The 12,753-nt window shown below is 35.7% G+C and carries 8 protein-coding genes and 1 tRNA gene; 6 read left to right on the forward strand and 3 right to left on the reverse strand.

What is annotated here, in order from left to right:
• Nucleotides 1-81: 81 nt before the first annotated feature.
• Nucleotides 82-426: a hypothetical protein gene (locus A9239_RS01825; protein ID WP_048118930.1), complete on the forward strand. Its 345-nt coding sequence runs from the start codon at nucleotides 82-84 to the stop codon at nucleotides 424-426.
• Nucleotides 427-601: 175 nt separating this feature from the next.
• Here A9239_RS01825 and ppcA read toward each other — a convergent pair whose 3' ends face one another.
• The 3 genes from ppcA to A9239_RS01845 all read right to left on the reverse strand — a co-directional run bounded on the left by ppcA (nucleotide 602) and on the right by A9239_RS01845 (nucleotide 4,712).
• Complete coding sequence (ppcA, locus tag A9239_RS01830; RefSeq protein ID WP_048155031.1) at nucleotides 602-2,182, reverse strand: phosphoenolpyruvate carboxylase; 1,581 nt, start codon at nucleotides 2,180-2,182, stop codon at nucleotides 602-604.
• Between the two features lie 599 nt (nucleotides 2,183-2,781).
• A complete protein-coding gene (locus tag A9239_RS01835) occupies nucleotides 2,782-3,528 on the reverse strand; it encodes a hypothetical protein (protein WP_048155034.1) in 747 nt (248 codons plus the stop codon).
• Nucleotides 3,529-4,640: 1,112 nt separating this feature from the next.
• Nucleotides 4,641-4,712 (reverse strand) — tRNA-Cys (locus A9239_RS01845).
• 932 nt (nucleotides 4,713-5,644) lie between these two features.
• Here A9239_RS01845 and A9239_RS01855 point away from each other — a divergent pair.
• The 5 genes from A9239_RS01855 (at nucleotide 5,645) to A9239_RS01880 (ending at nucleotide 12,307) form a co-directional block, all read left to right on the forward strand.
• Nucleotides 5,645-6,388, forward strand: coding sequence for a winged helix-turn-helix transcriptional regulator (locus A9239_RS01855; RefSeq protein WP_141706333.1), 744 nt, complete (start codon nucleotides 5,645-5,647; stop codon nucleotides 6,386-6,388).
• A 1,855-nt stretch (nucleotides 6,389-8,243) separates the two neighbouring features.
• Nucleotides 8,244-8,744 carry a pre-peptidase C-terminal domain-containing protein gene (locus A9239_RS01865; RefSeq protein WP_048118918.1) on the forward strand — a complete coding sequence of 167 codons (501 nt, stop codon included), beginning with the start codon at nucleotides 8,244-8,246 and terminating at the stop codon, nucleotides 8,742-8,744.
• On the forward strand, nucleotides 8,704-9,471 hold the full coding sequence (locus A9239_RS01870; protein WP_048118917.1) for a winged helix-turn-helix transcriptional regulator: 768 nt from the start codon (nucleotides 8,704-8,706) through the stop codon (nucleotides 9,469-9,471). Before A9239_RS01865 ends, A9239_RS01870 begins: the two co-directional genes overlap by 41 nt.
• Before the next feature lie 604 nt (nucleotides 9,472-10,075).
• Nucleotides 10,076-11,314 carry a C39 family peptidase gene (locus tag A9239_RS01875; protein ID WP_048155036.1) on the forward strand — a complete coding sequence of 413 codons (1,239 nt, stop codon included), beginning with the start codon at nucleotides 10,076-10,078 and terminating at the stop codon, nucleotides 11,312-11,314.
• A 33-nt stretch (nucleotides 11,315-11,347) separates the two neighbouring features.
• Nucleotides 11,348-12,307, forward strand: a complete 960-nt coding sequence (locus A9239_RS01880; RefSeq protein WP_048155039.1) for a nitrous oxide reductase family maturation protein NosD — start codon at nucleotides 11,348-11,350, stop codon at nucleotides 12,305-12,307.
• The last annotated feature ends 446 nt before the right edge of the window (nucleotides 12,308-12,753 follow it).

Below are 12,753 nucleotides of genomic sequence, written 5' to 3' on the forward strand. Positions count from 1 at the left end.
TTTTTAACCTTAATAAAAATTTTCTGTTTACGTGCTGGTTTTTCAATAAGATATTCTAAAAAGAGGAGAGACGACTGATGGATGAAACAAGTTATGACAAGTCTATTTCTATTGTTCAATTGGGAGTTTAGTAAAAATCTCAGTAGCGACCTTACCGGTGTTACTGTTCCAGAAACGGCCTTACCGGTGTTACTGTTCCAGAAAACGGCTCAAACTCCCGTACCTGCAAAAAGTAGCTCAAAAGATGACAATGTCACAGAACAGGCTGATAACCAGGGGCAAACTTTGATAAGAAGCGAAGTTAAGGAATCAGCAGTACTTGAACTGAAAAAAATAAAAAGAAAGGTAACTACTCAGCGTAGGAAAAACAATCTCAATAGGCATCTTCTTAAATCTAAAATGGGCAAAATCCTATTAATTAATTAATTAATTAATTAATTAATTTTTCACAACTGTTGCTACTGCTCGTGCTTTTTGGTTTTGTACAGTTGATAATTCTACGGTTATGAAACCTTAATATCAATATCAGTAAGCCTATTTTTCGTACGCTGAATAAATACAAAGAAAAAAAAGAAAGTTAACCGTTCGGAGATGGAATTACTTAACCGAGTGCCTTTCTTATTTTTCCCATTTTTGTGAGTGTCGAGCATACAAGCTGGGAAACTTCCTCGTCCATACAATTTCCTTTACTTCCTGCCTGCAGGAGGTCAGGCTGCATCATTTCTACCAAGATGCGGTATGAAGGTTCTGGGCTGGTTTCAAGATCAAAGGTCTCATGCAGGATATCGAAATCTTTGCGGACTTCCTTCAGACATTCACTTGATAGGAAGCGGGAAGCTACATTGAGATCCAGATATCCTGATGCAAACTTCAGGTCACCTGCAAGGGAGGGGAAGTATTTTGTAAGCAAGTTTTCACAGGCAGCTTCTCCGAGTTTTTCCCGGGCTTCTTCAAGAGCACGACCTGTCCCTATGAATTCCGGAGGCAGGCCTATGGAATAAAGAGCGCCTGTAAACTTGATTGCCCTTGGAAGCTGAAGGTCTTCAGAAGGCATACTGGCTTCAAGCTCTTTTCCTATATCGGTACGGCAGAGGTTAACCAGGCCTGAGATATCAGGAGCACTTCTTGAATAGCCACCTGTACCTTTGTGCATAAGACGATCCCGCTGCTGTGGAAGAAGGTCAGCTATCTGGTTTATCGTAGGAGCCAGTTGCCTGATAATCCTGCTGTAGCTTGCCCCAAATATCCCAATAAGGTTTATTATTTCTTCTTTTTCTTCGACGGAAAAGAGTTCAGGCGTTTCAGGCAGCCTGGCCTTTGCAAGTTTTACCAGAGATTCAGCGTCCCCTTTTTTATGGCTGTACCTGAGCGCGGACTGGAGAGTAATGGTCCCTACTCCCTGGTATTCCCTGAAAAAATTCTCTGCATTCTTCAGGTCAAGATGTCCTCTAAAAGGCAGTGTTCCTGCTCCGAATATAATGCCAGTTTGAGTGCCAAGTTCGGAATTTAGTTCGCAGATCCCGTTTATTGCGTATTTGCATGAAAGCGTGCTTGCAATGTGCCCAAAAGAGAGAGCAGAGTCGGATTTACCCAGAAACACCCTGAATTTCTCAGGAACTGTCCCGAAGTGTCCTTTCCAGGCAAGAATCGTATTTTCTGCAAGTTCTTTTGCATGCAGCAGCGCAGGAGCATCTTCTATGAGAGGAATTATACGAGGGACTTCCATTGAGAAACCGAATTCCTTTTTTGCAAGCTCACTTACGTCTACCATATGCTGTTGAGCTCCAATAATTTCCCTGACGCTGTCTGTCATGGGGTGCACAAACTCATTGATTGCCTGAACATCCGAGTATTCAAGAGCATTGTGATTAGCCTCAGCAATTGACATCATAACCATGAGCTGCCTGAACCGGTTTTCCTGAACCGCACTCGGAGCTCGAGGAGTGATAAAAATATCTTTTCCTGGGATCAGGTCTGTTTCTTCTATGAATTTTGATACAATCTGGACATTCTGATGGTAGGGAGTTGCCTTCCCTTCATAATCCGGCATGTACTCATCACAGCCGAATATCTGTGCAGCCTCTATAGCTTCTTCCGGCTCTTCCTGCGTTGCAATATATTTTGACGCCGAGTCCGGATGCTGGGTACACATTACTTTTGGAAAAACGGTTTTTCTACTCATAAAATAAATCCTCATTGTGTACAGCTCAGACCTTAGTTGCTGCTGAACTGATTATTAACTTACCATAAAATCCGCTACTGATTCCCTTACTGAATTCGTTAGTGGATTTATTACTAAACTTGTAATTCTTTTAGTGAATAGCAGGTAAATTCCTTTATTGTTAACCCTTTGTTTTATGCAAATCAGTATCGAATCATATTGTTTACTATATGATAAATGTTTCCGTTTACAATAAGTTGACATATATGGCCTGAGATAACAAAACTACTGCAACTATAACGAAACTACTGAGAATTGTGCTCTGAAGCCTCAAGTAGAAAAGATTATTCTGTATATAAATATGCAAAATTATCCAGACAGTTGTAACTACAAACTTTTAAAAAGAGTTTGATCAAAAAAGGAAAACTGTCTGTCTCTCAGCCTTTAAAAACTGCTTGCCTGCAAGCCTTTTGAAAAGAAGCTTGAGTAAAAACTCCAAGAAGCGGCATGATCAGCCAGCAACGGTTGTGGCACAAGCCTTTTCAAAAAAGGCTTGACCGAAAATTTCAGCAACAACATAGTTGGCGTGATCAATTGCATAGAAAGTTAGAGAATTATAATTATTTAATAATTCTGAACCTTTTACTTAGTCTAATTTCATGGTAGCCGCAGTTTCTGCATTTAAAGTACCTTATTTTCTTTTTGAGAATGTAATTTAATACATCCGTGTTTCTATATTCTTCTATTGCATGCTCTTCCCCGCATTCCTCGCAGGTGTCTTCTTTTAAATTGCCCTGCCTTTTTTCGTGATAGTGATCTATGGGTTGAGGTTCAACTTTTATATCTTCATATCCGCAGTTTATGCAGTGCCAGTATTGTGTCAGGGTTTTTGTATAAGCATCGATTTTGCTTTCTTCTGTTACGAGTGGAGCCTGAAATTCCTCAAAAACTAAATACTTCCCGCATTTCTCGCAGTATGAGTCTGTACAATAATTTGCTATGGCTCTGTAATAACCAAACATATAAAGGAAAACAATTTCTGACACAATCGTTAGGAATCTTCCGGCTGATAAAAGAAAGCTTTCGGATTTTGCAAAGAAATGAGCAGGGAAAAACATCAAAATCAGGAATAACAAAATTGAAAGAATGAAGAGTTTTGAGAATAACCTGGCTCTTTTTTGAATTTCCTCTACTCCAAGCTTATTTACCAGATTAAAAGCTTCTTCCATGCTTTCAGGGCTATATCTTGGATTTAAGTTCTGGGTCATTTCCACGACGTCATTTTCAGGGTCTATCTTATAGTGAATGCCTTCATAAAAAGCCTGATATGAGCCCGATGGAAACCTTATGCGTTTGTCTTTTGCCAATAGATCAGCGGCCCGTTTCTGGTTAGGTTAGCTGTTATTCGTGAGTAATTTTATATCACAAGGCATAATAAATGTTTTTCCAGCAGAGCTACGGCTCTGCAGCCCGAGTTCCGTAAGCCTATTCAGAAAACTGCTTTTCTGCAAGTCTTTTTAATAAAAACTTGAGCGAAAATCCCGGGCAATGTTTGGTTTTGAGAGTCTTATCCTTCAACCTCCATCCGGCTTGATCACAAGCCTTTTTTGAAAAGGTTTGACCGCAACCCTTTTCAAAAAAGGTTTGACCGCAACCCTTTTCAAAAAGGCTTGACCGAAAACTTCAGCAACAACATGGTAGGCGTGACCAAACGGCGCAATGGTTGCGGTTCAACACTTCACTCAGAGGGCTGAGTTATGGTTAAGATACTGAGCTATGTTCAAGGGGGGCTGACTTGTTATAAAGTAGTATTACTTTTGCTCAGCCGGCTCGGTTTTAAAGATCTTGTAATTATATTGTCAGCTATGAACATTTTTGAAATCCACTCAAAACAGACTTTATATCTCGAATTTATCTCAGGCTCACAGGAAACTGGAGTTCTCTAGGATTTACTTTTCACTTACAAATATCACAGTATCCTTTCCGTTCCCTTCTGCTCTACTAAATAATACTTAGAAAAACTATTTTGTACGTAATATAGAAACACTAGCAGTAAAAACTTACAGTCGCTGTGAAGGTACTTCCTGGAGAAACGAATAGACTTTAATTATATATATCATGAGGTAGACTAGGATGTGGGCATCTGGGAAGGTCATAAGAGACCTTTTAACTCTTTTTAATAACCCCCAACACCCCCACTCCCCAATATCCAGATGCCCAATTTCCATATTATCAGTTTTTCTAATTATGTTTCAGGAGTATGAATCGAGTTCCGCTTCGACAGTACGTAATATATTTATCTCACTTCATTCACTCAAGCGGACTATTTTAAGTACAGATATCGAGTTTAGCTAAAAGCTTATTTTAGGCAAAATCATAGAACTAAATTTAGCTGTTTAGACTCTTTCCTGACGAAAAATGAAAAAGATTTACAAGATATGTAAAAGTTATTGAATAAACTATTTAATAAATTAAACGAAGCCAAGGTCCGGATTTGAACCAGGACTGAATCGCTCTGCTGGCGATTGCGTGACCGCTCCGCCACCTTGGCAATCTGTGAACCTTATACAGCATATACAATATATAAATTTATAGGTTGCCAGGTATTATCACGAATGCTGTGAGGTTTTTCCTAAAATAAGTTTAAAAGCAGTTTTAATATTTTTTTATAATAAATATAAAAATTTACTAGCTTTTATCTATAAAAATGCTTTATTGTATCCTCTTCAAATTATATGGGTAAAAGCAGTAATATTTTTTCTGTGGTTGAAAATTCATTAAATTTGAAGAGGATACCAAAAAGGAATGGAATTACATAGAATATATAAGAAATTTTTAGAAATTTATACGACTTGTCAAGCTCAATTGGACCAAAAAAAGGAAAATGTTCAGTATCAATTAATGGATGCTGTCAAACTAAGGATATAATATGATACTGGCCGTTTTAAAATTTTAACAGAAACTATATATGTCTGCCTTTATAATTTACTTCTATATATTGCTATAAAAGTATATAACGTGTTGATTTTATGCATTATTGTGGGATTGATGACTATTCCTACGGTTTCTACTGAAAAATGGGACTCCAAAAATGCTAAAACAAAATTTATTTTAGATTTTAATGGAAAAGATTGCATTTTTAGCTTCTAGATACAAAACTCTTTTGACATAGAGAACTGTTTTTCTCTATATTGTTGACTCAGTTCATAAGCCAGGGGCAGACTATAACCAACAATGTAAATGTGGGATCAAGGAATGAATTATCTTGAAGTGGACTTGAACTGGGGAGGTACTAGTGATTCCCTGACTCTTAGTGTTTATACCCTCTCAGGAAGCAAACTCGGAACTTACAGAACTCTGACGGAAGCGTAAATGGTAGGATATGCCTCAATATAGATGCCTCTCAGGGATATGTACAACAGGGAACCTGGAAGTTTAAAGTTTATGGGGAATTGGTTAGTGAAAAACAGAGATATACACTTAATGTTTACCAACATTAAGCTTGAAAAAAAGCTTATCTTCTGTTTGCTATTTTTTCTATTAGTAACAACAGCCAGAGCTACGGAATATACTGTAAGCCCTTTTCCGAGCGATCAGTCTGGAGCTTCAATTAACGGAGAAAAAGTAGTTGAACTTGAAGTTACTGAGATACCTTACTGGCAGTTTTTGCTCTGGTTAGCTGCGATGCAAATCTTATCAATAATAGACGTAATTCTGTACTTTACAAAGCTCATTTTCGTAATACTCGGATTTCGAGTTGCGGACCATCCAATTACTATTGGGACTCTAAAGAGAAAGCACATATATGCTTTCATCAAAGCCTGTCCAGGGACGTGTATCAGCGAGATTGCAAGCGATATGAGCCTGAGTAGGGGAAATCTTCGCTATCATCTCAATATTCTCAAAGCAGAAAATCTGATAGAATCCCGCAGTGATTGCGGAAAGATCCGGTATTTCCAGAATAATTCTACATACGGTGAGGAAGAAAAACTGGTTATTTCCGTTCTTCAAAATGAGATGACCCGAAAGATACTATATAATATATTAAAGGAAGAATGCAACACCAACGGAGATCTTGCCCGGACAACAGGAATTTCTAAAGGTGCAATTACCTGGTATATGAAGCAGTTGAATGAGTCAGGCCTTGTTAAAGAAGATCGGATAGGAAAGAGTACAATATACAGTATAAATCCTGTTTATCGGGATGAAATTGAAAAACATATTTGAAATTCTTTTAAAAACGGTCTTACTTCAGGATAAAACATTAAAAAACAGACTCAGATAAATAAATGAATTTTTAAAAAACTGGTTTTGCAAGTAAAAAATCCAAAATGCCTAATATAGTATATATTTCACTTTTGAGCATAACTTCTATACAGGACACAAAAAGATTTGTCATATCAAATATTATCCTTGAAATATGAAATCACAGGTTAAACATCTGATTTGATAGTTTAATGATTTGGCTAAAAACTTTGTATTTTATATAGAGTGTCTTAGTATTAAATTATGGAGTTCAAATCTCTCTGAAAAACTAATTTGAACTCCAAATGTCCAGCGGCTTAATTAAGTTAACTTTAAAAAGATTTAAGGTTTACTTAATCCTGTTTCTGGAGTTAAATCACGGGGTGAAAAAAAGAACAACAAGAGAACACTTAGAAATGGTGTACTCTTGTTGCGTTTCTGCTGGCAAGTATTAAGACTACTATGGCTTCTGGAAAGAGTCGTTATAGTACTGTGTCTACAATTACTGTCCCATAAAGGAATTATTACTGTTTTGGAGGGTACACAAAGAATTAGGATAATTAAATTTCCTGTGTATGTATACACAGATTTGTGATATTTTCTTCATATACAATTGTTTGATAATTTACATACAAAATATATAAAACAATTAAAATTTTCAAGTATGTGGCAATGTTTTATACGATTAGTAGAGTTTGAGAGCGATTCTGAACCTTGCTAGAAGTAGCAATCAAGAAAGTAAAGGATATGAGGAGTATGAATGGACAGAATTGGGTCAAATCTCCGGAACATTTGCAGTTGGACTGAACATGTTTCGCTATCAAAGTGAAGGGTTATTTCTTTTCAAATGCATATTCTTTGCTTTTGAAACATCTTTTTGCTTCTACATAGGTGCGACTATTGCGATATATTTTTTGAATAACTGAGATTATATATAAAACAAATAAAAGCAATGTTTCTAATGTGCGACTTTATTGTAACTCATAAAGGATGTAATTAGGAAGTCAGTGAAGTATTCAAAGGAGATATATTATGCTAAAATCTCTTCTTACTTTTTTTATTTTTTTATTAGCCTCGTTGTCTACTCGCGTAATAATAATGACTTATTATCCACAGTATACTTATTTTGCACATGTATTTTCTACCTTTTTGATTTCCATAGGCATGGCTTTTTCAATTTCCTCCATGATTATGAAATATATTTCATTTCTCCCAACTATTAGTCCGAAAATGAAAAAACAGATCAAGATTGGACTTATTACTCTGATTTTTGCATCAACACTTTTGGAAACTTATTACGGATCTATGCCTCAAACTCAATGATAAATATATGTAATCGATAAATTTTTATTAAAACTTAATTAAAAATCTTAAAAATGGAAAATATATAAATGTAAATGAATTTGCAATGTGTAGATTACAGAAGTTTGTAAATGCAACTTTGAGTAAAAACTCAAAAAGAAGTTGCTTTAAAAGTTTTTATAAGCTATATAAGAAATTTACAATTTTATTCTGACACTGAAGATGGAAAATATCCTCGCTACTTTCCTCTTTAAAAGATATTCTTGACAAAAGGTATCTTTATACTTTTCAGATGGTGTGCCAATTATTCTGAAAAATCATAAATATCAAGAAGTTACTGAGTAGAGAATTCCATATCGTAAGATCAATTATCTACATAGTACGTAAAAACTTGACTTCAAATTTACAGCAAATTCGAGACACTGTCTTTTTTAAATTTAGTAGCAAATTATTATGTAATAAAACACTGGTCGTTTTAAAATATTAACAGAAACTATATATATATCTGTGTTTATAATTTTGTTTGGGTGTTACTATGAAATCCTGTAATGTGTTGATTTTATGCGTTATTATAGGATTGATGACTATTCCTGCGGTTTCTGCCGAAAAAGTATACTCAGAAAACTCGAATAGTGAAGTTATTTTAAATTCTACTGGGGAAAATTACATTGTTAGCCCCTGGATAGAAAATTCTTTTGATATAGAGAATTCCCTTCTTTCGATATTGTCAACTCAGTCCATAAGCCAGGGACAGACTATAACTCACAATGTAAACATAGGTTCAGGAGTGAATTATCTTGAAGTGGACTTGAACTGGGGAGATACTAGTGATTCCCTAACTCTTAGTGTTTATACCCCCTCTGGAAGCAAACTCGGAACTTACCACGATAGCTCTGATGGAAGCGTAAATGGTAGAATACATTTCAGTATAGATCCTTCCCAGGGATACGTGCAACAGGGAACTTGGAAGTTCAAGGTCTATGGGGAATCAGTTAGTGGAACACAGAGCTACACATTTGGTGTCGCATTGCATTAATTATAGGAGACTCTGCCTCCTTTGCTTTTTATTTTTATTTTCAATATTGACAGCTGAAGCTACGGAATATACTGTAAGTCCTTTCCCGAGCGACAAATTCGGGGAGTCCGTAGCCGGAGAAGATGTACAGATAGTAGAAGATACTGTTATACCTTACTGGCAGTTTTTGCTCTGGCTAGCTGCGATGCAAATCTTATCAATAATAGACGTAATTCTGTACTTTACAAAACTCATTTTCGTGGTACTAGGATTCAAAATTATAGATACAGAAAATGTACTAGATAATTCTAATCGGTCCAGTATCTATACGTATATCAAGACTAAACCGGGAGCATGCATTGGTGAAATTGTAGAAAAAACAGGCTTAGGCAGAGGAAAAGTAAGGCATCATATAACTATTCTGGAAGTTCAGAACAAAATTGAAGTCCATAACGATGGCGGAAAGATTAGGTATTTCGAAAATAATTCCACTTATGATGAAGAAGAAATAAAAATTATTTCTGCTCTTCAAAACATAACAAATCAAAGAATAGTTTCAGAAATACAAAATGGGAAGTGTAATACAAACTCAGCTCTTGCACATGAAATTGGAGTTTCCAGAGCTACAATTAGCTGGTATATGAGAACTCTTAAAGAAGTAGAACTCATAAATGAAGAAAGAAAAGGAAAAAACATCATTTATAGAATAAACCCTTCTTATGAAAATTTAATTGAAAAATATGGATAAAATAACCTTGAATCCGGTTTTAAAAATACCGACTATCAAAAAGTTTCTGAAAAAGTCTGCTTCAATCTCTCGACATCCTTTTTTAATTAAGTAGATATTTTTTTCTCCGATCTACTTATTCTTAAACCCTGAATCTATATAGTCCAAGAATAAAAGATGACTTTGGCCTTCTTATGGTAAAAATATATAGATGGCAAAGTTTTAAAATCAGACGAGTGAAGTCCGATTCTGCCGTAGAAAAATACAATATCTCAAAGAACATATCAGTTCCTTTTTTAACAAAAAGCCTGATTACTAGCTGTATACTTTGAATAATTGACGTTGAACTATCCTATATATAACTTCCGACCAATTTCTCTAACTGTTTTTTTGTAGCTCATTTTAGATCTGTAATGATTCCCTGATCTCTGATAGTTAGAGAAATTGGCCGGAAAACTTATAACTAATTCTCAAAAACTGAATAAGTGGGAATGTTTGCAGGGTTCAGTGAAGTTTGAGAACGATCCTGAACCATGCATACCCGAAGGCAAGAGGTAAGTTACTTTATAATACTTAATGTTTTCTGAGTCTTGCCTTTCAACTAAAATAAAGAAGGTAAGTAGAAATGAAAACAAGAAAATTTGTTGATATGAGTAAATTAACGCTAAAGGCACTACTATCATTAGGAATTCTTGCGATAAGTTTAAGTTCTATTGCTTTTGCAGAAACAAACACATCTCCAATTAGTACCAATGAGCAGATACCTATAACCTTGAATATAGATCAGGCAGACGAAATTACTACTTTTTATCTGGAAGAACTCTCTGGAATAATACCTGAGCTATCTGATTGGAAAGACGCAAGTACTGAACCTGACATTACATTTTATGATCTAGAGGGGAACATCACAGCATATGCATTTGACGTAATGAAAAACAATCAATATGATGGCTATATAATTGCGTCTGCCACGAAAGACAAGTATCCAATTCTCGAATTTTCAAAAGGGAAACTTCCATCTAAAATTTCTACAATGACCAAGAAGTCGCAACTTAAAGTAGCAAAATATGCAAGTGAAAATAAATTGAGTATTGAGAAAAGCACACCAATCTATGAGGGTGCAACATTCTACTATACAGAATATAATCTTCAAGACAGTAAAAATATGGTTAAAAAGAAGGTTATTGTAGATCTCGTTACATCAAAGATAATAAGTGAGGATGCTGAAAATATTTCTGCCATCACAGGTAAAGTAGAAACAGTTGAGAGCGACGAAATAGAAGAAGCTTGGAATGATTTGGAAAACAGAATGGAAGGGAAAAGCGCTGGAGGAAAAACTGTAGTAATTACAGCGACTAGTAAAGCCATTTCTAATGTTCCTTATTATTCCGCCAATACTGCTGGCTGCGCTCCAGCTGCAGGTGCTATGGTTCTAGGATATTGGGATACACATGGATATCCAAATATCCCAAGCGGTAACACCCTCATCTCGGAATTAGCAACGGCAATGGGCACTTATCACGGTAGTACAAACCCATCTACTGTGGATGATGGAATAGAAACAGTTTGTAGTAACCATGGTTATACCAACTTTAATGCCATAACATATAGCGGTACTATGTACATGAGTAATGTTGTATCAGAAATCAATGCAAATAGACCGTTTGTCCTGGGTATGTATGGCGCCGGAACTAGAGTTGGAGGCTCAACTGATTATGGTGATCATGGCGTTACATGTATGGGTTATTATTATCAAGGGACTACTCAGTATTTAAAACTTCACGATGGTTGGGATACAAGTGCACCTCATTACATTACCTATGGCAATTGGGACAGCGCAATACCAGTATGGGTAAGACCTTAATCACCTTACCCTTTTTTATAAGAAGAGATAACTATGTCCCTCTCACAAATTAATATAAAGATAATACTTGTTTTTTCTTTAGTCTTTGCTATTTCAGCTCTATATGTATTTTATTCAGAAAATAGCGAAAAAAATTCAGGTGATTTTCTCGATAATAGCAATAACTCAATAATAACTAACGTGTACTCAGGAGATTCTATACAGCAAGCAATAAACAATACCAGTTCGGGAGGCACTGTTACTGTTGATTCAGGATTATACAAAGAGAATCTGGTTGTTGATAAATCTTTAATTATAATATCGCAGCCAGGAGAAACGACTGAAGCTATTATTCAAGCTGCAGACCCAGAAAAAGACGTATTCCACATAACTGCGGATAATGTGACGATTAGCGGCTTCAATATAACTGGGTCACATGGTAAAGCCGGCATCTATTATAGTGGGTCTGATGGTAACATAAATGAAAATAAATTAAGTTATAATAACTATGGAGTTTACCTTAACAATTCAAACAGGGATATCCTGGAAAATAATGAAGTAAATAACAACTCATTTGGAATCTATCTAAAAAATTCTAACAATAACCAATTAAAAAGCAACAATGTCTCAGGAGTTGGGATATTTGTTGGGTTAGAAAATAATGCAACAGGAATTTATCTTGAAGACTCAGACACCAATAAATTAATGAGGAACACCATATCAAAGTTATGGGATGGTGTGAACTTCACCGAATCGTCTAATAATGAGTTAAATAATAATTCGATTTTACATAACTACTTCAGCCTTAGTCTTGTTAACTCAAATAATAATAAAGTTTTGAATAACACTATTGTGAGACGTGGATATTCATATTCAGTTGTTCTTGCCGATTCTCAAAATAATACGGTAAAAGGCAACAATAAAGATTTGAATACTGAGCTCAAAATATGTTATAGTTTTAAAAGCACAAACAATACACTAGAAGGAGAACTTTATACCTCAAAAGGGGAATGACGGTGTTTTTAGAGTAAAATAACGCAAAAGTTTACCTATAAGTAAAAAAGTTATTCTCCTCATATATTTCCAATAGTGGCTTGCTGCTTTCAGTGAATCATGTTGCTATTAAAGTCTAGCGCGCGTGGATGATTATAGGCAACTGCTACGGGTGACAATTTTACAGTCAAAGCTCGGTTGCACACTTTAATCCACGCAGAGCTTGGCAGAGCTTATTTTTACAAGCTTTTCAAAGTCCCAGGCAAAAAAATCCCTCATCTGTTCCTTGTAAGCCTTGTTATAAAAGGCTGAAAGATTGTAAGATCCCAGAACGTCTGACTGGATATGTTCATAATGGAAGCTAGTGCATCGATTCCAAAGTATGTCCAAAATGAATTTTTTGAAAACCAGATCGAATCACTCTGCGACCGGCTGCGTTTTCCGTGTTACAGAATTCCATGTGACTT

The sequence above is a fragment of the Methanosarcina sp. A14 genome (assembly GCF_001729375.1).
GTDB classification, from domain to species: domain Archaea; phylum Halobacteriota; class Methanosarcinia; order Methanosarcinales; family Methanosarcinaceae; genus Methanosarcina; species Methanosarcina barkeri.

Excerpts from the sequence above, each read along its gene's own strand:
- A9239_RS01880 (WP_048155039.1), top strand. The coding sequence starts at position 11,348 with ATGTCCCTCTCACAAATTAATATAAAGATAATACTTGTTTTTTCTTTA.
- A9239_RS01825 (WP_048118930.1), top strand. The coding sequence starts at position 82 with ATGAAACAAGTTATGACAAGTCTATTTCTATTGTTCAATTGGGAGTTT.
- A9239_RS01865 (WP_048118918.1), top strand. The coding sequence starts at position 8,244 with ATGAAATCCTGTAATGTGTTGATTTTATGCGTTATTATAGGATTGATG.
- ppcA (WP_048155031.1), bottom strand. The coding sequence starts at position 2,182 with ATGAGTAGAAAAACCGTTTTTCCAAAAGTAATGTGTACCCAGCATCCG.
- A9239_RS01855 (WP_141706333.1), top strand. The coding sequence starts at position 5,645 with ATGTTTACCAACATTAAGCTTGAAAAAAAGCTTATCTTCTGTTTGCTA.
- A9239_RS01875 (WP_048155036.1), top strand. The coding sequence starts at position 10,076 with ATGAAAACAAGAAAATTTGTTGATATGAGTAAATTAACGCTAAAGGCA.